At 51.7% G+C, this 22,306-nt stretch carries 13 protein-coding genes; all 13 read right to left on the minus strand.

Annotation, left to right across the window (positions count from 1 at the left end; translation table 11 throughout):
• Positions 1-33 precede the first annotated feature (33 nt).
• A complete protein-coding gene (locus ACYVJM_RS06180) occupies positions 34-888 on the minus strand; it encodes a sialate O-acetylesterase (protein ID WP_461147318.1) in 855 nt (284 codons plus the stop codon).
• 56 nt (positions 889-944) lie between these two features.
• A complete protein-coding gene (locus ACYVJM_RS06185; protein ID WP_461147319.1) occupies positions 945-2,912 on the minus strand; it encodes a family 43 glycosylhydrolase in 1,968 nt (655 codons plus the stop codon).
• Between the two features lie 69 nt (positions 2,913-2,981).
• A complete protein-coding gene (locus tag ACYVJM_RS06190) occupies positions 2,982-4,922 on the minus strand; it encodes a glycoside hydrolase family 97 protein (RefSeq protein WP_461147320.1) in 1,941 nt (646 codons plus the stop codon).
• A gap of 24 nt (positions 4,923-4,946) precedes the next feature.
• On the minus strand, positions 4,947-6,488 hold the full coding sequence (locus tag ACYVJM_RS06195) for a glycoside hydrolase family 43 protein (protein ID WP_461147742.1): 1,542 nt from the start codon (positions 6,486-6,488) through the stop codon (positions 4,947-4,949).
• A 199-nt stretch (positions 6,489-6,687) separates the two neighbouring features.
• On the minus strand, positions 6,688-7,206 hold the full coding sequence (locus ACYVJM_RS06200) for a VOC family protein (RefSeq protein WP_461147743.1): 519 nt from the start codon (positions 7,204-7,206) through the stop codon (positions 6,688-6,690).
• A gap of 33 nt (positions 7,207-7,239) precedes the next feature.
• Positions 7,240-9,522 (minus strand): glycoside hydrolase family 127 protein, encoded by a 2,283-nt coding sequence (locus tag ACYVJM_RS06205; protein WP_461147321.1) that lies wholly within the window; start codon positions 9,520-9,522, stop codon positions 7,240-7,242.
• Positions 9,523-9,662: 140 nt separating this feature from the next.
• Positions 9,663-11,321 carry a glycoside hydrolase family 43 protein gene (locus tag ACYVJM_RS06210; protein WP_461147322.1) on the minus strand — a complete coding sequence of 553 codons (1,659 nt, stop codon included), beginning with the start codon at positions 11,319-11,321 and terminating at the stop codon, positions 9,663-9,665.
• A 135-nt stretch (positions 11,322-11,456) separates the two neighbouring features.
• Positions 11,457-13,271 (minus strand): RagB/SusD family nutrient uptake outer membrane protein, encoded by a 1,815-nt coding sequence (locus ACYVJM_RS06215; RefSeq protein ID WP_461147323.1) that lies wholly within the window; start codon positions 13,269-13,271, stop codon positions 11,457-11,459.
• 14 nt (positions 13,272-13,285) lie between these two features.
• Positions 13,286-16,783, minus strand: coding sequence for a SusC/RagA family TonB-linked outer membrane protein (locus tag ACYVJM_RS06220; protein ID WP_461147324.1), 3,498 nt, complete (start codon positions 16,781-16,783; stop codon positions 13,286-13,288).
• A 207-nt stretch (positions 16,784-16,990) separates the two neighbouring features.
• The gene (locus ACYVJM_RS06225) at positions 16,991-18,073 is read right to left on the minus strand and encodes a FecR family protein (RefSeq protein WP_461147325.1); all 1,083 of its coding nucleotides are present in this window, start codon (positions 18,071-18,073) and stop codon (positions 16,991-16,993) included.
• A 58-nt stretch (positions 18,074-18,131) separates the two neighbouring features.
• Complete coding sequence (locus ACYVJM_RS06230) at positions 18,132-18,737, minus strand: RNA polymerase sigma factor (RefSeq protein WP_461147326.1); 606 nt, start codon at positions 18,735-18,737, stop codon at positions 18,132-18,134.
• Between the two features lie 497 nt (positions 18,738-19,234).
• Positions 19,235-20,323: a dienelactone hydrolase family protein gene (locus ACYVJM_RS06235; RefSeq protein ID WP_461147327.1), complete on the minus strand. Its 1,089-nt coding sequence runs from the start codon at positions 20,321-20,323 to the stop codon at positions 19,235-19,237.
• A gap of 33 nt (positions 20,324-20,356) precedes the next feature.
• Entirely contained in the window at positions 20,357-22,087 is a 1,731-nt protein-coding gene (locus ACYVJM_RS06240) for a hypothetical protein (RefSeq protein ID WP_461147328.1), read from the minus strand.
• Between the last annotated feature and the right edge of the window lie 219 nt (positions 22,088-22,306).

The raw sequence follows: 22,306 nt of genomic DNA on the forward strand, positions 1-22,306 counted from the left end.
CGCTCGTGCTTAAACAAACTTTCATAACTCACGCTAGTTCGTTGCAGTCGGCTTATACCCCAGCAAGGACAGCATTTGCGTAGCATATCGTTTCCCCAATTCCCGATAACCGGCGGCATTGAAGTGCAGGTCGTCGGCCGAATCAGTGCAGCCCGCTGATGAAATCACGTGGGCGTTTTTGATCGTTTGCGGAAGCGTGGCAATGATTTGGTTCATGCTCGCACATTTGCCGTTCTGGTCAGCGCCGACCGTTTCACCCGCCAGCAGCGGCACTTTTTTGGGTTTCAGGTCGAGGTCATTCATCAGGTTGTCGTACACGACCTTCACCTTCTTCGTCCACAGTGTGTCGCCCGTATTCGACTCGCCCTGGTGCAGCAGAATACCTTTGATTACCCCGTCTTTTTGCGCCAGTTTCGCCATTTCGACCAGCCGGGCGTAAGGATTTCCGCCGTATTCGCCGATAAAATTCTTCATCCAGCCCGGCACGTTGGCAGTATACGATTCGTAATGGTCTTTGTCGAACAGCTCGATCTTACAGCCACCGACGGCTACGTTGATAACGCCGATTCTCACCTTTTCAGGAAGATTCGCTACCAGTTCCCGACCGAAATAATCGGCTGGGGTGAGACCCGTCCGGCAGCGGCAGAGGGGCGGTTTAGCGGTATACCAGTTTCCTTTCGTTCGGTTGATGGCCGGACAGTCAACGGCTTCCATTACCTGAAAACGAGGGTTTACATTGATGGTATCCTGCGCTTCAATTTTAGCATTTCCCTCCATGTTCGATTGCCCGAAACAGAGAAAGATGTAAAAGTTTTTGTCCTGGGCAACGGCGTTCAGACTCAACAGAAAGAGCCCGATCAAGAGGAAATTACCAGTTCGCTTTTTCATGGGTTTAGTCAGTTTAGGATCTTCAATATATCGATAATGACGCTCGGCATGGACCACTACTTTTGAAATTGAAGGGTTTTAATCGTCGCGACATTAGCTTGTCCGGCGGGAAATTTTACGAATACATCATGATGCCCGGAGACACTTTTGATGGACTGGCTTATCGTTTTCCAGTTGGCCTTGCCACCGGTCGATTTGAACGGAATGCTGGCCAGTTTCTTTCCCGTCTTCAGATCGTCGAGCCATAGTTCCAGCGTACCTGACGAAGCCGTTGCCAGTTGAACCTGAACTTGTTTGGCGACATCTTTTCCAACGCCTAGATCAACGCCCGACAGCATGAACCAGCCGCCCAGATCGGAGTCGTTGGTAACGCCACTCTCAGCAGCCTCGCCTACCTTTTCAACGCCATAAAAGTTGCTGAAGCCTACGGCGGGAAGCGCCGAAAAACCATCCTTGCACACGAAGAAGTCAAAGTCGGAGGGTTTACCTTCGGCGAATAGGCCGACGCTGGTACCCACCCACGAATTGTAATTGGGCTGAACTTTATCCAGACTGACAGCACTGACAGGCGCGCCGATGGCTATCCATTGCTTCCCGTCACCGCTATAGTATCCGGTCAGTTGGTGCTCGTACCGCTCTATTTTCAGCCAGACAACATTCCCGACCGAATTGGGAACCGTACGCATAGCCGTATCAAGCTTAAAAATTATCTTCTTGCCACCTTCGAACCCACTGTAGAGCTGCACAACCACTTTCTGATTACCGTTGGACAAATAAAGCCCGGCTTTTGCAGCGGTATCCCCGGCATTCAGGTCAACGCGGGTTACGGCCGAATAATAGTGGTCCGTTTCTTTCTGCATCAGGTGCACGCGGGCGGTGTCGGGCGAGAGACGTACCCAACCTTTGCGGGCAGACAGTGAATAGCAGCCAGCGGCACGTTTGTTCAGGAAATGCCAGTTCAGTGACAGCGTCTCGCTGTCGAACCGGTCAGACTGGGCACTCCGCCACAGAATACCCGACTGCGGTAAGTTGGGCTTTGTAACAGGTTTCGTTGTGGGTGCCACACCCCAAGGGCGGTCATCTTCCCAGATTACCTGATAAAGACCCGTTTGCCGGCCCATCCCCGACCAGTCGGCTCCTTCCAGCGGCTTTTCGTAACTCTGGCCAATGGTCCACCACGTGCCATCATCCAACTTGATCGGTGCTGAAATATGATTGGGCCGACGGAAGCCCGTTTTGGGATCGGTGATCGGTTTAAAGAAATTCCCCAGCCGTTCCCATTGAGTCGAGTCGGCGGTGAGGGCTTTGCCGCGCATGGCATACTGCCCGCCCGAGACGTCGCCCGCCGGAAAATAATAGTAGTATCCGTTGCGCTTGCACATGACCGGCCCCTCCGCCCAACTGTACTGGAGTTTGGCATTGACCCAGTCGAGATCAATGACTGACGACGTTAGTTGCCCATCGCGGCCGAGTTCCTGAATGCGGTTGGTTTTCTGGCCGTTCTTGATCACCATGTAGGGCTTGCCATCATCGTCGACAAAAATGGAATTGTCGTAACCCAGTGGTCCCGTTTTGGGGTCGCCTTTCACCCGAACCGGTTCCGACCACGGCCCTTTGGGGTCGCTGGCTTTAGAAAACCACTGCCCATTGGCCGAGAAATAGATCCAGTACGAGCCATAGAAGTAAGTGATGGCCCCCTGCCAGATGCCTGCCGAAGGCCGGTCGGTGACGAAGCTGGCCGTAGGCGGAACCACGCGACTGATCACCTCCCAGTGTACCATGTCTTTTGAATGGTAGATGGGCAGGTAGGGCGTAAAATGGAAGCTCGACCCGCAATGGTAAAAATCATTACCTACGCGCAGCATCGTCGGGTCGGGATGGTCGCCGGGCAATACGGGATTGACGTAGGTTTTCACCTCGCTGTAGAACGATTTGTCACCTGTACTGCTTTGTGCAAACCCGGTACTGTGGCCCACAATGAGTGCCAGCGTCAGTAGCAGAGTAATTGTCTTCTCGTTTTTCATTCAACTGCCAATTTCCGGTGCTTTATTTCACACCAGGCTTCAGGAAAATTTATCCGTACCCGCGTTACATCAATTTATTAGAACCGCAGCCCCGTTTGTTGGAATTAGCCACTCTACTTCCTGACTTTTCGGAAGCTTTTCAGACGTTAGTTTTCCCGTTAATTGTGCATCGTCGCTATATAATTTATACGTTGTTCCGGCGGCAATCATGGGTAATTTGATTTTCAGTTTGACCGGTTCTTTTTGCGCATTTACACCAGCCACGTACCATTTCGTGCCCTGCCGACGCGCCAGCACCACATACTTGCCCGGATAGCCGTCGATGTAACGGACCTCATCCCAGGTAGTCGGCACGGCTTTCATGAAGTCGATGGCCCAGGCTGGGGCATCGGTGAGATTGTTCGGGGCCAGGGCAAAATGCTGCACGGCACTCTGAAACAGAACCGCCGTTGCCAGCGCGTACACGTCAGAGGTGACTCGTTTGGAGCCCCGGTTTGGCGTATTCGTAGCATTGTAGAATTTGTTCAGGGCACTGCCGCCGAAATCCATGCTGCCCACCGTATTACGGATAAACGGGTGAATAGTGGCGTTGAATGCTTCCATATCACAGCTCCGTTGCGAAAAAGCGAGATTCTCACTAGCTAACACCGCTTCGCTTGCCGCGTAGTTAGGATACATTTTTTCCCAGCCACGCGGCAGTGTCGACCCGTGAAAAATGCACAGGATCCCGTAGTCGTTGGCGTCGTAAAGAATGTCTTCGTACAGCTTCATGGTCTCCTGCTTGTCGCCACCGAAAAAGTCGACTTTGATACCCTTCACGCCAATACTTTTCATCCAGGCCATTTCTTTACGACGAGCAATAGTGTTGTCCATAATGCCTCGTGGTCCTTGTGGCGCATCGTTCCAGTAGCCGTTGGAGTTATACCACAAATACAGGCTCACCCCTTTACTGGCCCCGTATTTAGCCAGATTAGCCATTTTCTCCCGGCCGATCTGCGTGTCCCAAAGAGCATCGACCAAAATGGTTTTGTAGCCCATGGCCGCGCTGAAGTCGATGTACCGAACTTGCTCATCATAGACCGTACGGCCATCCATGCCAATAATCCAGCTCCACGAACCCTTAGTGTATTCGTATTTTTGCGACCCCTCATAACGGGGTTCGACGACATCGAAGGGCACGGTTGTCTCCACAATTGGGGCAAGTGTTTCGCCGACGGTAATGGTGCGCCAGGGTGTTTCGCCGGGCAGTGGAATACCCGGTGCCGAGGTGCCGATGCCGTTGTTTTCATCGGGCATCGGGAAGCCAATCGTATATAATCCACCGGAACGACCCAGCAGGCGGCTCGCACAGTACCGGCTGTCGACGCCCGTCTCCGAGATCAGCACCCAGCCATTGGTGTTCACCTTGAACAGGCAGGGAAATGTGTAGCCATTACCCCGACCGTTTTCACCCAGCGTATCATCGACCGTATAGGGAATCTCGTAGCTGGGCATGGTTCGGGCAAAACCCACCATCGCTTTGCTTTGTGCCGACAAAAACGTGGTTGTTCCAGCAGGCAGCACAAACCCCGATGTTTCCTCATTGATCACACAGGAGCGTGACGCTTTTTGCGGATAGACTTTGTACTTGAACGCTACGTCGTTATTGCTCACCCGGAAGGTGATGTCGATAGCAGGAAGGTTAGCTTTGGAGTAAGACAATACGCCTTCGTTGGCAACGTAATGAACCTTACTTTTCTTGATGTTGGGCAATTCATACGACCGGTCAAGGGTGGTCATGCTCGCCGGCTTACCCGCGACAAGTCCTTCCGAAAAGTCGCCCACATTCGTCTTTACCCCCAATGGCGATTTAGTCAAAAACGACTTACCATTAAGCGAAACACTATAGACCGGCTTGCCATTTTCCAGCGAGACGGACACTACTAATTTTCCATCCGGGCTGCTGATCGTTGTGGTTTGCGCCTTTGCCCAGAGGGTGGCTAACAGCAAAAGACAAAGCGTATAGTTCATTGGAGTAGTTGAAACGAAGAGGGTTTATTTTCCGGAAATGGCGTCGCTAATCCGGAAGAAATCGAAGTCGGCAAAGCCGCCCACTGCCTGGGTAGCGTAATTAAACAGTCCGAAGCGGTAGCCCATAAAATGCGGGATCGTATACGGCATTTTCAGCGGCTCGCCGATGGCCGTCCACGCTTTGCCGTCGAGGCTGTAGAAGAAATGGGCCGTGTCTTTGCGGTCGCGGAAATCACATTCGGCTTTCAGGTATACCGTTTTCTGACCCAGCGGCACCCGCTGTACGTCTACCGGTTTCCCGGAACTGGCGCTGACCATCACGATCGACTTTGCGCCGTTTTCCATTTTCACGCCCACCAGTCCGTAGTTCTTTTGCAGCAGGCTCAGCCCGGCAAAGTCGCCGTCTTTCAGGTTCGATGCATCGAGCATCGTCGATCCGGTGCATTCAGGGCCGATGGTGCGCTGGGTGAGCGTGTTGCGAGCCATCACGAACGAGGTGTCGGTCCGGCCGGTTTTCAACCGCAGAAAGCCTTTTCGCTCCGAAACCGACCAAAGGGCGTTGTCGGGGTTGTGGTTCCACTGCCAAACCAGCGGCAGGGCTGGATCGCCTTTTTTACGGGTGAACTCATCGGCGTTGACGATGCCCGGAATCAAGCCTTTACTGGCTGGCAAGTCGAGGGTTTCAGGCACTTTGCCATTTTCGCCCAACACGGGCCAGCCATCTTTCCACTCAACGGGCACCAGATACGGAATGCGGCCTACGCCACCGAAATCGCGAAACAGGTAAGCAAACCAGCGGCCGTCGGGCGTGTCGATCAATCCGCCCTGTGCCACGCCTTTATCCTGCAAGGCTACGCGGCCTTCCCACGGACCGGTGATCTTGTCGGCCCGGTGAATGATTACCGTCCGCATGCCGCCACGGGGCCACGAAATATTGAACAGGTAGTATTTACCCTTCACCTTGAACAACTGCGACCCTTCGGCGGGTAGGCCGCCACCGGTGCCCGATGGGGTGCTGGCGTTCTCGATAATCACCTGTTCGGTCGTGCCGGGCTTCATCCCCGACGCATCGGCGTTGAGTTCGACCAGACGGAGTTTGCCTGCGCCGTAGATTAGGTATGTTCGACCGTCGTCGTCAAAAAACAAGCTATGGTCGTGGTATGACGGTTTGAAAGACACTTCTTTCCAAGGGCCTTTCTCAATGTTTTTGGTGGTATAGATGTGCGTCCTGCCACTGGTCTGGGCGAAGGTCGTCACGTAGTACAGTCCGTTGTGGTAGCGGAGACTGCTGGCCCATGACCCGCGCCCGTAAGTGCTTTTGCCATTGGTCAGGCTCATCGCATCGGCCGTTGTCAGCGTATCGTAGGCGTAGCCAACCAGTTTCCAGTTGACCAGGTCTTTCGACTTCATGATGGGCAGTCCCGGACTCAGGTGCATGGTGGTGCTGCTCATGTAGTATGTATCACCCACCCGAATCATGGCCATATCGGGCACATCGGCAAAAATGACCGGGTTCCGGGCCGTTTGGGCAACTGCAACCCCGCCAAAGCGGGGCAGGCTCCCCATAAACAGGAAAATACTTGCTAATACAGAGAAGCGAAACAACTTGATTTTCATGTATGTACTCAAGTGTAACTAGTTTTGCAAAGGTGTTTTGTCATGCTGATGAAGGAAGCATCTTCGGTAACAGTCAAAATGCAGCGACCGAAGATGCTTCCTTCGTCAGCATGACAAAAACAATCGGATCAGTTACGGTCTTCCTCCGTTACTGCAGCGGCCCGATCAGCTCAATAAAATTTCCATCGGGGTCCTGCACGAAGACGAAGTGCGCTTTGTCGTTCAGCGGTGTGGGCGTACTGCCCAGAAATGGCACGTTCATCTTCGTCAACCGGTCGATGATGGGTTGCAGGGCTTTCACCTGGATGGTGATGTATTGCATACCTGTATCGTCCTGAATGTATTTCGGCTTTGGGTGCGCTGCTTTTTTGCCAAAACTCATCAGTTTCCAGTCGGTGGCGTCGGGACTGTTTTCGAGTTTCAGGATGGTTACGTTCGTCGCTACGCCGTTGGTGAGGCCGGAGCGTTTGCCAAAATCTTCATTGATGGTAAAGCTGCCCGTTTTGACCATGCCAATGCCATTGACATAAAAATCAACCGAGCGATCGATATCGGCCACTACAACGCCAACGCCGATGGTTTTGCTGGAAAAGTTAGATTGTGCATGGGCACTCAGCGTACACAAAAATATAAATAGTGTTGTTCTGACACATTTATAGACAGTCATCATTCTTCTGGTCCTGTTTAAAAGAGGCATTGGTTAGTTGGTTACAAGTCTGATTTGGTGAAAGCGAGGGGTGTTCGTCTTATTCTGAGCCCTGATCGTCAACGTATTCACTTCGTCGCCATGGGCTTTTAGTCGAATTGTTTTTCCCTTTATAGAAAGAATTTCGGCCGGTTTTTCGTTGATCAGGAACTGTATAGCGTCCGGCTTTATATCCTCTAAAGCAAGTATGTCAATGTATTTACCCGTCCGGTTTTTGTTCTGTAACTGGTAGGTGATGTACGACCGGGTGCGTCGCCAGAACCGCTCATCGTCGTAGCCTGATTCGCTGATTTCTCCCTTGTACTGATGGTCGACTTCGGGCTGCTGTTCCCCACAATTTACTTTATCGACGGTGCTTGCTTCCAGAGCCAAGGCTTCGACCTCCTGCTGCTTCAGTCGCGCCTTCTGCTCATTGTAAGCGGCCTGCGAGAAAGTCTGAAAATACATCTGATAGCGGGCGTCGTGTACCTCGTAAAATGGTTGCAGCGTGAGCGAATCCAGACTAAAACGGAGTTTGTCGACGGATTTAAGTTTTGTCAGGTAGGTTGCCGGGTCGCCCACCAGCGCGTAGGCTTCGTTAATGGGAAATAGTCTGCCTTTGGTCTCGTGACCCATACGGCTATCATCGGCAAAAAGCCCTTTCAGGTCGGTGGTCGACGTTTTGGCGGCCAGTACGATGGGGCCGTTGACAAACGCTGACCAGTTAGAGCCGTCGGGCAGTTGCTCCAATCGGGTGGTGGTGGTGAAGCGCACAGTCACTTTATCGCCCGTTTTCCATTTGCGGTTGACGGCAACGTAACTGGCGGGCTTTCCGGTAACGGGTTGCGCCTTGCCGTTGACGAGGATTTCAAGGTTTTCGGCCCATTTCGGGTAACGGATGTTCAGTGAAAATTTCTGTGGTTTTGTGGTCTCTACAATCAGTTCAGATTGGTTCTGGTACGGGAACCCGGTGCGCTGAGTCAACGTGAGCTTTTTATCTGCCCAGCTCAGCGTTGAGGGGACAAACAGGTTGACGAACAGGTCACTGGCCGAGTGGCTGTAGATCAGTTCGCCGTACTTGGTATGGTTCTCAATACCTGACCCTACGCAGCACCACATACTCGTTTCGGGCTGCGAATAAACCCGGTAATGGTTGGGCCGAATGGGTGTAAAATACACAAACCCGCCTTTCTCCGGATGCTGACTCGACAGGATATGGTTGTACAGCGTCCGTTCGTAGAAATCCAGATAGCTCACGTCGTTCTTATCCAGAAACAGGGCTTTGCTTAGTCGCAGCATATTAAACGAATTACACGTTTCCGGACCCTGATTCGACTTCAATAGCTGGCTAAAATCGGTTGTGGGGTTGAAATGCTCCCGCACGCTGTTGCCGCCAAAAGCCACCGATCGCGTTTGTGATACGTTTTGCCAGAAAAACATAGCTGCTTCCGACCAGTCCCTTTTGCCCGTCAGCGTGGCAATCTTCTCAAATCCGATCACCTTCGGAATTTGCGTATTGGCGTGCAGGCCGGTCAGCTTGTCCTGTTTTGCCAGCAGTGGTTCCAGAATCGCCCGGTGCGAAATCCGCTGCGCCGTTTCGAGGTACTTCTTATCTTTCGTTAGAATGTACAAATCCGCAAACGTTTCGTTGATACCACCGTGTTCGGTACGCAACACCTGCTGAATTTGCTCGTCGGACAGCGGGTTGATCAGGTCAACGAACCAGTCGCCCAACCCGATCAGCACCTGTTTGGCCTGCTGATTTCCGGCGTACTCATAGGCATCGCGCAGGCCGGCAAACAGCTTGTGAATGTTGTACAGCGGCACCCACGTATTATTCAGCCCGAAGCTGCTGCCGTCGATATCGCCTTTGTGAATCCGCTCCCAGAACACTTTTCCCTGCGGAATGCCTCCCACGTACCCATTGCCGTTTTTCGCCTGGCATTGCGCCAGTTGATCGACCATGTAATCCAGCCGTTTTTTCAGTTCGGCATCCCCGGTCGAAGCGTACATCATCGCCAGCGCCGACAGGTAATGCCCGCCGATATGGCCGTCCAGCCCTGAACTTTCCCAGTTGCCGTAACGTGGGGCCTTTACCGGTATGCCAGCGTCGATCAGGTACGGTGCCAGCAGTTTATCCGGGTTCAGGGCCAGGATATAGCGTCTGTCAACATCCTGCGCGTTTTTAAACGGCCCGCCTGTCAGCTTCACTTCCTGCAAAGCAAACGGCTGCATCTGCGCCAGTGTGGTGACGCTTAGTAACAGAAGGAGGGTGATATGGAGTAGGTTCGTTTTCAAAGGGTGATGTTGTGTTTTTGTTATTCCGTCTTTGTCATCCCGACGCAGGAGGGATCTTCGGTCGCCGGAGGTTTTGCCGTCTCACCCGAAGATCCCTCCTGCGTCGGGATGACAAAAACAACAAGAATGTACTCAACTTACTACTTATACATTGGGTCGTCGCCTTTGTATTTCAGGTACTTGAACGAAGCGAAATTCCCGGATTTTTCGCCCGATGAGGTTGCATACAGGCCATACACGCATCCAATGAAGCTGTTAGCCACTTTGGTGCTCAAAAACTTGCCATCAACCTGGTCTTTTAACAAGTTCCAGTTTTTTCCATCGGTCGAATAATAGAAGCTGTACAGGGCACCTGCCGACTGTATTTTAAAATCCACTTTAGCAGCGGCCGACGCTAAAGGGACTTCAGTTATCAATTCCAGGGTCTTGTCTTTACTCTTGAACAATTGAATCACGTCTTTGCCTGCGTTTTTTGATTTGGCCGCGAAGTAAAAATGGCGTTCGTCCTGAAAAATCACCAGCCCTGCTTTTTCATTATCCGATTTGGGCGAAAAGGTCAGTTCAGTCTCGGCTGTGCTCGTTAAATGTTGTTGACGCTTACCCACAAATGAAGGGTTTCCCATCTCAGAAATTGTTTCCGGTTTGAGTGTAAGCGTAAGCCCATTGGCCTTCGACGTCTTAAACGAACTACTATCCACCGTTCTCAAAAAAAGCATCGACAGATCAAGCCCTTTATCGAACGTCATGGTATAGCCGAAGTTGCCGTTTTGTGGTAACGCGCCTTTCTGTTTTACTTCTTTGATGTTGGTTTTGTATTGGTATTCAATGGCTTTTTCGCCGTGCTCAATCATCGGCCAATCGTTTACCCACGTCAGCGGAGCAATGAACATTTCGCGGCCTGTATTATAAAAATCGCCTTCGTAGGGGCGCACCGCCAGGAAGATCGAATACCAATTGCCATCGGGACCTTCGATGAACTGAGCGTGTCCGGCCGATGTAATCGGATTAGGCCGGTCGGCCGGTAAACCTCGTTGCGTCAGCACCGGATTGCCGTCAAACGGTACATAAGGCCCCCAAATATCTTTGCTGCGCAGCGCCACCTGCGAGTGATTGACGGAGGTTCCGCCTTCGGCCGCATACAGGATATACCAACCGTTATGCTTTAAAATATGGGGTCCTTCAATCCAAACCGGTTTTTTAGACAGATCGACGCCCCCGTTCACCAGTTGCTTTTCTTCGCCCAGCACTGTCAGGTTCTTATAATCGAACGCATACATTCGGATGGTGCGGTGGCCCGGATAGAGCGGTTTGCGATCAGGCGCATCGCTGTTGTAAATGATGTAGGCTTTGTCGGTTTCTTCATCGAAATAAATGGAGGGGTCAATGCCTATTACCTGCGGAATTTTTACGGGATCGCTGTAAGGGCCCGCCGGATTTTTGGACGTTACGACAAAATTTCCATCATGGTCAATATCTGTACATGTTATATAATACGTCCCTTTGTAATACGTGATGGCCGGAGCAAACAGCCCGCGCGTCATCCGCTCGCCCATGAACTCCATTTGCGAAGGGCGGTTGATCACGTTGCCAATTTGCTTCCAGTTTTTCAGGTCACGGCTGTGCATGATGGGCAACCCCGGAAAATAGGAAAACGTAGAATGCACCGAATAATAATCAGGACCCACCCGCACAATGCTCGGGTCGGGGTAGAAACCGGTCAGGATGGGGTTGACCAACGTGGTCTGCGCCGGTAAAGTGTAGCTCGTAACTAAACAGAATGCTGCAAAAACAGCTTTCATCAGGTTCTTAAACATAATCCTATGGGCCTGGCTGAACTTTGGGTATGGGAAAGCAGCGTACGAAATGACAAAAAAGATAAAAGAGGATAAAGCCTTAATCCTCTTTTATCTAACCCTTAAATGAACTGTGGTTTATTAATAGCCCGGGTTTTGCGGGAACTTCGGTCCATCGACCACGCGGTCGATCTGTGTCTGGGGAATGGGACGCAGCATGTGATAATCCTGAATGTAGGGAGCCCCTTCCGGATTCCAGGCCTTTACACGACGTACCAGCGAGCGGGTACGAACCAGGTCATGCCAACGCTGCCACTCGCCAAACAGCTCGCGGGTACGCTCATCCAGAACAAAGTCTACCGTTACATCGGCGGGTGTGATGAGCATGGCTGCAGCCGCTGCGGTGTTCTGAGCAGCTGTATTTGTCTTTTTGAAAGCAGCCCGTTGACGTATCACATTCAGCAAGTTGGCTGCCTTATTCGCATCACCTGCTTTCAGATACGCTTCGGCGCCCGTCAGATACACATCAGCAAAACGATACAGCACAACGGGGCGGGTCGAAGGGTCGTTGAAGTTGGCACCCCGGCTGGGGTCCATGAATTTCTTCAGCGCTGGAAAAATCCCGTTGTTCCACAAGCTTGGAGGCACCACGATCCCTTTGAAGGGCCGGTTCCCGACAAACTGGGGGGCACCCGCCACCTCGAAATCGGGCAGCCAGACGGATGTATCGGCCCCAACAACAGTTGTGTAGCTAATTCCCCGTTTGTTGTTGGCCGCCGTAGCCGTGTTGGTAACGGCCGTATTGGCAATGTATACCGTAGTGAACGAATTGGCAAAGCGCGTGTCGATAGTCCGATTCGTAAAGGCCTGATCCAGAAAATAACTCTTCCCTGCATTGGGGCCCGTTGTTAGTTTGTCCGTGTTGGGGCGCATCCGAACATACGGCCGGCCGTACTGCGAGTCGCGAATCATACCCGATGTGCCACTGTTTACAAGGGTCCCGGCCGCATTGACGAACGAGTTGATACCGCTGTTATTCGGGTAGTTCCAGTTTGTAAACCAGGGAGTCAGGTTTTGGGCGGCTCCACCACCGGCGGCTCCACCCACTGTATAGTAACCAAACTTTGGATCCAGTACGTGATCGCTGACAAACATGGTTTCTTTACCATAGTCATTGGCAGGCGCAAACGCATCCCCATAGTCCGCCCACAAATCAAGTCCGTAGGTAGCTTTATTGGCAATGATATCGGCGCAGATCGTAGCGGCCTGTGTAAAATCGGCAGCGGTATTGTTGAGCCAGCCACGGGTCAGGTAGGCCTTGGCCAGCAGCAGCTGCGCAACAGGTTTGGTTGCCGCTTTGCCGAGGAACGGAGCGACTGGCGTGTTCGGCAAATCGGCGGCAGCTTCGGTAAGGTCTTTGATTATCTGCTCATATACCTGGGCGGCTGGCTGGCGCGATGCCGCCTGCGAGGGTACTGTAATGAACGTAGTGTTCAGCGGTACATCGCCCCAGGTCTGCACCAGATAAAAATACCAGAATCCGCGCAGGAATTTGGCCTGGGCCAGATACTGCTTGCGGGTAGCCTCCGGCAAGTCGATGGTGGCACCGTACTGCAATACGCCGTTCAGCGTGTTGATATCCTGAAAAGCCACGCCCCATGCCGAGCCGAAATTACTTCCGTTGAGCCCATTATAGGTGTAAGCGGGACCACCGCCCGAACTGGCCCCTTGCAGGAAATCATCGGTACCTGCCTGCATCTCCACCGTGAACCCTTCGGTACCCCATTGCCCCCGAATGTCGTTATACACCCCGGCAATACCACCCAGTACCCCGGCGGGACTATTGAAATAGGATGGAACAATCTGGGACTGTGGGTTCTCTTCCAGTATTTTTTCGCAGCCTGTATTTAGTAAAGCCGTAAGGCCAATGAGGGCCCAAACGTTTATATGTTTCATTGGAGTGTCCAGGATTAGAATTTAAGATTTAGACCTAAGGTGAATTGCCGAACCGGCGGGTTGTTCAGGTTCACCGCGATCTGGCGCTCGGGGGTTGCCCGGTTTCCCGACTGGTCGTTGAGCGTTGACTGACCCGAAGCATAGCTGTTCCCCTCCGGATCGATTGCCAGTTTCTGGCGCACCAGGGGTGAATACAGGATGAGCGGGTTAGTAGCGTTGAAGTAAAGCCGGGCCGAACTGGCACCGATCTTTTTGATCAGCTGGCTGGTGAAGGTGTAACCCAGGTTAATGCTTCGGATCTTAACGAACGACCCGTCATAGTAACCCAGCGTTGACCCAAAGTTAGCCACGGCGCCACCAGCATCGGGTGCAGGAAAAGCATTGGTTGGGTTGGTATCCGTCCAGTAATCGGTTTTTATCTGGTTTACCCGGCCCTGGTTGTAGAACGCAAACCCGCCCGAACCGGTGGAGTTACCCGTCAGGTAAGGAACGACCACTTTCATGCCCATCCGGGCAAAGGTCACGATAGACGCATCGAAGTTTTTAAACGTAAACCGGTTAGTCAGGCCCCCCTCCCACTTGGGCTGAAAATTGCCCAGAATCTGGCGGTCGTTGGGGTCTATTTTTCCGTCGCCATTTACGTCCTGAACCCGGATCTGACCGGGGAACTGCACCGGCGACGTTTGCTTGGCCAGCGTGCCGTTTTCTTTATCGGAGGTTTGCCAGATACCAATCTTGTTGTAATCGTAGATGACCGAAAGCGGCTGTCCTACAAACCAGCCCGCCCCTATGTTGGAGAGTTCGGTTGGCGTAGTGAGCTGGGTGATTTTTTCACGATTGAAGAAGTAGATCAGGTCGGCACTCCAGTTAAAACCACCGGGCTTTCTGAAAATCTCAAACGTCAGCGATGTCTCTAAACCCCGACCCTCTGTCCGGCCCAGGTTCTTCAGCGTCGAACCGGCACCATTGCTGGGCGGCAGTGGAACGGACAGCAGAATATCTTTGGTTTTCTGAAGATACCAGTCGACCGTACCCGTAATCCGATTGTTCAGGAAACCGAAATCGATCCCCACATCGACTTGCGAGGTCGACTGCCAACCCAGATTCGACGCGGGCAGGCTGGTAACCGTATACGCCAGCTGCTGACCGGCCGTTCCCAGGCCAAAGTTGTAATACCCCGCCGACAGCGCACCCAGTGTCGAGTACGCGCCTACGTTCCGGTTGCCGGAAATACCCCAGCCACCCCGCAGTTTCAGGTTCGAAATAGCGGGAACATTTTTCATGAACGGCTCGTCGATAATGTTCCAGCCAGCACCAATAGCAGGGTAGTTGAAGTAACGATTTTGCGGGGATAAGGTAGAGGAACCATCCCGACGCAGGGTTAACGTAAGCAGATAGCGGCTGTTGTAGCTGTAATTGACCCGGCCCATGTAAGAGAGCAGACCCGTTTCGGCAAAAGAGTTACCGAAGTCCGAGTTTGCCACGGGCTGACCCGACGCCAGCGAGAAGTTCGATGTCTTGATGTAGTCGGCGGGCACCCCGGTTACCGTAAACCGGCTCCCCAGCGAGTGGTTTTGGGTGACCTCATACAGGCCTGTGAAACCTAGCTTATGCTTGCCAAACGTTTTGTCATAATACAACAGGTGCTGGAGGTTGATGTCCCAGTACTCTGTATTGCTGATCTCGGCATTGGACGACGACTGAACCGTAGCGGAGTTGAAATAGGTAAGCGGGCCACCGTAGCCATTGTAGTTCGACTGGCTGAAGTTCAGACCGGCGTTGAACCGATACCGCAGACCCGGCAGAATGTTTACCTCGGCATACAGGCTGTTGAAGGTTCTCAACGACCGCGTACGACCCAGATAGGCATCTTTTTTCGTAATAATCGTCAGCGGGCTGATCCCGGCCGCATCGATCGACCCTTCCGACGGGAACAGGTTTACGGAGCCATCGGCATTATAGGGAGACGCCAGGGGCGTTAACCGGACCAGCCCCCCCGGCACACCACCGCCACCGGGCGTGTTGGTGTAGGTCAGCGTGTTTAACGTATTCAACCCGATTTTGACATTTTTCCCAAGGCGCTGGTCGATGGTGGCCCGGATGGTGTACCGTTCGAATTTCTGGCTGGGGATAATACCCGTCTCGTTGAAATAACCAAGGCCAAGTGAGTACTGCGTATTGTCGGTCCCACCCTGCAAACCCAACTGGTGATTCGTATTAAAGCCGGCTTTGTAAATCAGATCCTGCCAGTCTGTCGAAACACCAGCGGCCAGAGCTTCCTGTTCTTTGATGGTGAGTGGATAGGCGGTGGTTCCGGGCGCGGTGCGGTTATACTTGGCAGCCTCCTGTTTGAACTGTGCATACTCGGGACCGTTCATGACATTGTACTTGCCCATAATGGTCGTGATGCCATGATAGCCGTCGTAGGTCAACACGGGTTTCCCTACTTTTCCGCGTTTGGTGGTCACCAGAATAACGCCACCCGCTCCCCGCGATCCGTAAATGGCCGTCGCGGAAGCATCTTTCAGAATTTCAAGGTTGGCAATATCATCCGGGTTAATGTCATTCAGCCCCCCGTACGGAATGCCATCGACAACCACCAGCGGACCATCGAGCCCATCGCCATTGCTGGTGGTTAACGTGCGGTTTCCCCGGATACGAATCGATCCCTGCGAACCGGGGGTAGACCCGTTACTGACAATCGTTACACCGGCAGCACGGCCTTTCAACTGGTTGACGATGTTTGGGGCAGGGACTTCTTTCAGCGTCGCTTCGTTGACCGACACAACAGAGCCCGTCACATCCCGTTTGCGCTGGATGCCGTACCCCACTACCACAACCTCATTCAGCGTTTTGTCGTCGTTGGCCAGGGTAACGTTAATGGTTGTCTGCGCGCCAACGGCCACTTCTTTCGTCAGGTAGCCGATGAAGGAGAAAACCAGCGTCGTGCCGGGGCCGTTCGGTACGGTCAGTTTATAATTACCGTTCACGTCGGTCGTGGTGCCGCGATTGGTCGATTTTATCTGAATATTTACGCCTGGCAACCCTTCACCATTTTCGGCCGTAACCCGACCGCTGAGTTGTACGTCCTGAACGCCTTCCGTTCTAAGCTCACTTGTAGAGCTTTGCTGCGGGAGTGCGGCTGGAGCCGTTTCTCGTTTTATCAGGATCTGCTGACCAATAACCTCGTATTTTAAATTGAGGGGCGTCAGAATATGATCCAGCAAGAGTGAAAGCTGCTCATTGGTAGCCTGATAGGTTACTTTTCGCTTCGACTGAATGATTTCCCGGCTGAACAGAAACTGCACGTTAGCCTGTTTTTCAATTCGTTTGAAGACAGCCTCAACATCCTGATTTTGAGCCGAAATGCTCACTCGTCTGCCTAAGAGTTCCTGTGCGTTGCCATCAAAGGCAAAGCTGATGTTGACCAGGGCGAATGCAAACAAGATTTGTAGACTTGTGATTTTCATAATCCTGACCCAAACGCTGCGGTTTAGTAAAATGTAATGCATAAGTTTGTGAACGTTGTTGTTCTTTTTTTGGAAGAATGGACAAAAAATTCCCTTACCCTGTACAAGGGTTACGTGTGATAAGAGGCACAAAAAGTGGGGACTTTACAGGCGATAGTGTTGGAAGCACTGTCGCCTTTTGTCATTAGCGGGGAATGTTGATTTACACCATAGCTTACTGTGGGTTTGTTGATGGGTTAGACGAGATAATTAATTACACCCGGCGCTTTGGATAACCACCTGGTTATTGGCTACACTGAAACTCGATTCGATTGTCTGGCACACCAGCCGGATTTTTTCGAGAAACGGAACATCGTCCAGTTGCCCCGTAAACGTGCATTTTTTAAGCAACTCACGATCATACACAATCTGCATATGATATGTAGCCTCTAGTTGAGAAAGTACTTCCGGAACAGGCGTAAAATCGAACTTGAACTGGTGAGTAATAATATCCGGTGCTCCTGACTCCGACAGTTGGTTTACCTTCTTTTCAATCTTATCTGTTTTCGTATCAAGGCTCAACTGCTGATTTACCGAGAGTAACACTTCTTTTTTAGGCGAGCCGGGCGCATTAACTTGCGTCACCATCACCTTCCCCGTCTTCACGGTTACCAACGCGTCTGGCTCATTCGTAAAGGAACGGACCTGAAAGCTGGTCCCCGTTACGCGGGTCGTTAGCCGATCCGTGTACACGATGAATGGTTTCGCCGGATTTTTGGCCACTTCAAAAAATCCTTCGCCCTGTAAGTAAACCTCTCGCAGAGAATCCGCTGTTCCCATCCGGAAACGGATCTGGCTGTTGGCCGATAGCAGAACCGACGATTGTTCGGGAAGCAGGACCGTTACCGCCCGATCCGCTACATTTTTCACGACTTTCCACTGGCTGGCCGTCAAAGCAGTTGTTTTTCCAGTGCCGATACCGGCTATTGACCCGATCGTTGGCTTGCCCGCCTGCCACCAGACCAATGCCAACAGAATGCTGGCTGCGGCTGCCCAACGCCCCCAATGCCAGCTTAGCAAGGGTCTTATCGGTGTTTCTGCATCCGGAATCTGATCCAGAATCTGTTGTGTTTTGACTTTTACTGCTTGGTCGGACAGGGAGACCCTTTCGCCCTCTAACGTCAGAAGAACTGCCACCGCCTGCTCGTAGAGGTCAATTCGCTCCGGGTGTTCAGACAGCCATTGCTGCCAAACCAACTGGTCTTCCGGGCGTTTTTCCAGAATCCAAGTCCGGAAAGCGTCGTTTCCTAAGAAGTCCTCGACGGTCGAAAAGTCGCCAGTTGACAGGTTCATTGGTACTTTTAAGGTATTTTTAATGATAGTATGGGGATTCGGCCCGGCGATACCCTTCTTAAAGCAAATTTTTTTGAAGAAAAATACAGATAAGGCAAAAGAAGGGTACAAGCCATTTCGTCCGCAGTTTGCTGAGGGCTTTTTGCAAAAAATTGGAAACCGACTGGCGGTTCACTTCCATAACCTCGGCAATTTCGGGGATGGACAGGTTTTCGTAGTAGCGTAAATAGAGTGCTTCACGTTCCCGGGCGGGTAAGGTAGCTAACTGGGCCTGTATGGTTTGGGACAGGATAGCCATCGACTCCTGCCGAATCAGCAGGGTTTCGGTGTCGACATCTTCGGCTACCGAAGTGTCCCAGTCCAACTCCTGAAATGTCTGCCTTTTTTGCGACCGCATCGATTGCAGGATATGATGCCGCAACGCTTTTAAGAGGTAATGTTTAACCGAATCAGTATCATTGATCTGGGCACGATTTTGCCAGAGTTGTAAAAAAAGCTCCTGAATACAATCCTCAACAACCGCCCCATCGACCATAAATTTCAGACCATAGTGCTTTAGCATACGATAATAGCGCTCAGCCAATTGACCTAATGCGTGCTTATCGCCTTTACGATATGATTGCCATAAAATCTGGTCCAGGGTTTGTGAAGTCTTGAAGTCCACTTAAATACACGTTGGTGAAAAATGTAAAATCTAAGCAAGGGTCATGATCGTTTCAGGCAAGCCCATATTGAGGCAATAACCTGAACAGTGAGGATCTTTTCTCACTGGCAAAGCAGTCAATGATTGGCTTATCGCATGAACCAAATCTCATTTTTGGTATTGTGTATGGTTGACACTATTTTAGTTATGAATTAATCCTTTCCTGTAGCCTGGCTGCTACGACCTTTAGTTGTACGAAATTCATTGAAAGACAAGTTAGATGGCGTACAAGCGACCTAAATCCTGAAAAGAGAACAAGTATAGGTAAAAAAACAGGATTTTCCCTTAAAAAGAATACAATTCTACAACAATATAATTATAGTCAATTTAAATATATTAACCTAAACTGACTGTTTTTTGACATTTTTAATTTTAGAGGAAATAGAAGTACTGTCAGAGTAAGTCTTATACTAGCCTCACCCGGGTGCTTACCCTCAATAAAGTTTCCTTATCGATAGTTAACCTTCCTTCAAATGTCGGGCAAAAACCGCTTTGGCATGCTCCCACATGGCTTTGGATAAAACGTGTCCTTGACCTGTTTCAATAAAGGAGGTAAAATTTTGAGGCACTCCTGCTCGTTGATAAGCTTTTTCAATACGGGTCAACCCACGGCGAACGGAGTTAATGGGCGAGCCTTCATCCGTTTCACCAAAGTTCAGGTGCAGGGCTCTGGGGGCTATAAGCGCGGCAATGTCGGGCGTATCACCATATTGCAACCAGCCCGGAACAAAGTTTGGAAAACAGTGAAGCAAATGGGCTTCTTCAATGGCTTCGTAGGTTGGCAGGCAGCAGTTCCCAACCACGCATTTCAGCCGGGTGTCGAGCGGGGCCGTCAACCAGGCGTGGGTCGAGCCCATGGAATGCCCGTAACAGCCAATTCGGGCGGGAATCACCTCCGAACGGCCAGACAGGTAATCGATAGCGCGATGCATTTCCATCACATTTTGCCAGGCCATACTGCGTCCACGTACGACCTGACGCAAAAAGGCAAAGCGTTCGTAGTCTCCGCCTTTGAGCTTTCCGGTTGGGTCCTGCCGCTCTTCAAAGCAAAGGGCATCAGGACACAAAACCACGTATCCCTCCCGCACCAGTGCCACAGCGGTATGATGCATCGGATTTCCGGCCAGTCCGGCCGGTTCCGACTTACCGAGGTGATACTCCCCATTGTGCTGATGCCAGACGGCAATTCCCGGAGCCGGACGGGCAGCCGTTACCTCATCCGGCACGAGGATCAAAGCCGGAACCCGTTCGTCCGGGCCAACCTGGTACGTAATCGACTCGATCCGATAGCCATCTTTTTGCGTGATATTCCGGAGGTTCGGCTGCAAGGGCACAGGCGCCGGAAACGGCCCGCCCAAACAAGTTTGATATTGTTTCAGGAGCGTTTGTGGCGGCAATGATTCCGCTTCGGGGGATGTATTCATGTTAGCGGTTCCGGCTGCCAGCCCGGCTGTAGCTGTCAATGCACTCAGGCCACCAACAAGCTGCGCCTTCATGAAATCTCGCCGGTTAGACGTTTGTTCTGACGAAAAAAGATCCTCTTCCATTTTCAGGCATCGGTTACGGGCTACGGGGTTTAGTTACTCAGGTATGGAAAGGCTTTGACAACTGAACCGGTACGGCTGGTTTGACTGTGCCGGCGTCAGCACACCCAGCTGATAACGCCCAGGTGCCAGTACGATGGTAAGGATTTCCGAGTGCGCCGATGTGACCGGCTTGTTCAGCCAGAAATGCCTGAACGTAAAGGGTGTTTCTGACGCGTACAGAATGGTGTGTCGATTTGATTTAAGCATTATAGCTGCCTGGCCTACATCCGACGGGTAGGCGTTGAACGCCGTTGAGGTCTGGTAAATCACCCCCCCTCCGAATATACTCATTGACAGACATGAATCCTTCGATGGCGTACTGTTCATTGACGCTAGCAATGGTTCGACGGGGGTAAGATAGCTTTCGGGATAGTGATATATACCCCGGCTAACGGATTCCCGCATAACGGATCGGGCCATATTGGCAAAAGGCGTTCCCCAGGTGGCTCCCAGCCCAATGTCGCTGTGTTTCTGGTTCATTGCACCGGTTAGCAGCATTTGTTTCCGAAAGGCCATTTTGGGCCAGTAATACCCATACGCAAACAGCCAGACAAACACACCGCCAATTATCCCGATGCGTAAGCACCACTGCTTGGCCTGCCAGGTAACACATTCGCTCAATATATTGAGGTAAACAAGCGCCACCAGGACTGCCGGGTAGATCATGTAATTACTCACCACCATCACATCGTAGCCATACCGAAGCCGGAGCAATGCGATGATAGCTGCGTTTCCGTAGAAAAAAGCGTAAGCGCCACTGAAGAACAAGCGTCGTTTCTGTAAACCATCGTCCACCTGTTCAACCTTTGTCATCCACAGACTGCGGTTCATGCGGTAGAGCAAGCTTACGACAATTGCCGCCAGTAGTGCCCCACCTACCGTTGGCGGTACGTATCGCCAGTTGCTTTTGACCATCGGAATAAAGTCGAACAGGCCGCCGGTGAATGTAAAAAACGCAGCTAAGGCCTGTGCCGGATGCGCCATACTATAGGCTAAACTTTCGCCGGTACGGCTTGCGCTTTGAAAATTATAAAAATAAAGAACGACAGCCAGCACGCTACCGGCCAGCCAACCGGCCAGCTTGTACCATTTTTTATTGAGCGCCAGCACTAACCCACCGGCTACCCAACCCATCAGGCCATTGCTCATAGACAGGGTGGCAAATACCTGCATGAGTATCGCTCCGGCAAACCGATTGCGTCCGGACCGGGTCAGCAAGTACAACGACCAGAGTGTCAGGCAAATCACAACAGGGTGCTGAAGCCCCGGTATAGACCATAAGCTCGTCAGGTAATACTGGGGGCGCAGCATCAAAAAGGGCACCGGAGCAAACAACAGCCAGGACACCTGCATCGATCGGAATACCCGGCTCAGCAGGGCCAGTACACTCAACATAAAAAGCAATGCAATCAGAATGAGCCACCTGAAATTGACTTCCCCCGTCAGGTAATACATGCCCAGGGTAATCAGTTTTGCGACGACAATCCGATGCTCGTTATTCGGGACAAAGATGTTGTAGACTTTCTCCGAGAGGTCCGTTGCCTTCGTATAAGCCAGTGTGAAGCCAAGAAACGCGTCGATATCATCGAACCAGGGGACATTTACGGCGTACGTCCACACAAAGAGGACAAAACAAATAACTGGTAACGCGATCAGGAAGGGAGCAGCCTTCTGTAGGCGGGAAACAAAGGGTCTTTCGATGGGTGCGGAAAGCGTTGCAGCCATAGGAGAACTCATTTTATTCAAATTTAAAGAAGAGAAAAATGACGGCCAGCCACCGATAGATACCTCGTCACGAAATGGCTATGGCCTCGCAATCCTCCCTTTCAGTCATAAAAGACTAAAAGCAGGTACTGTAGAGGATACATAGTGAAAACACAGAGATCAAAAGCTACTACTGGCAAGAGCGTTACCTAACGCTACGCGAGAATAAGTTTTTTTACT

Source organism: Spirosoma pulveris, from assembly GCF_054781875.1.

Coding starts and splice junctions, on each gene's coding strand:
- ACYVJM_RS06180 (WP_461147318.1), bottom strand. CDS start 888: ATGAAAAAGCGAACTGGTAATTTCCTCTTGATCGGGCTCTTTCTGTTG.
- ACYVJM_RS06185 (WP_461147319.1), bottom strand. CDS start 2,912: ATGAAAAACGAGAAGACAATTACTCTGCTACTGACGCTGGCACTCATT.
- ACYVJM_RS06190 (WP_461147320.1), bottom strand. CDS start 4,922: ATGAACTATACGCTTTGTCTTTTGCTGTTAGCCACCCTCTGGGCAAAG.
- ACYVJM_RS06195 (WP_461147742.1), bottom strand. CDS start 6,488: ATGGGGAGCCTGCCCCGCTTTGGCGGGGTTGCAGTTGCCCAAACGGCC.
- ACYVJM_RS06200 (WP_461147743.1), bottom strand. CDS start 7,206: ATGACTGTCTATAAATGTGTCAGAACAACACTATTTATATTTTTGTGT.
- ACYVJM_RS06210 (WP_461147322.1), bottom strand. CDS start 11,321: ATGAAAGCTGTTTTTGCAGCATTCTGTTTAGTTACGAGCTACACTTTA.
- ACYVJM_RS06215 (WP_461147323.1), bottom strand. CDS start 13,271: ATGAAACATATAAACGTTTGGGCCCTCATTGGCCTTACGGCTTTACTA.
- ACYVJM_RS06220 (WP_461147324.1), bottom strand. CDS start 16,783: ATGCATTACATTTTACTAAACCGCAGCGTTTGGGTCAGGATTATGAAA.
- ACYVJM_RS06225 (WP_461147325.1), bottom strand. CDS start 18,073: ATGAACCTGTCAACTGGCGACTTTTCGACCGTCGAGGACTTCTTAGGA.
- ACYVJM_RS06235 (WP_461147327.1), bottom strand. CDS start 20,323: ATGGAAGAGGATCTTTTTTCGTCAGAACAAACGTCTAACCGGCGAGAT.
- ACYVJM_RS06240 (WP_461147328.1), bottom strand. CDS start 22,087: ATGGCTGCAACGCTTTCCGCACCCATCGAAAGACCCTTTGTTTCCCGC.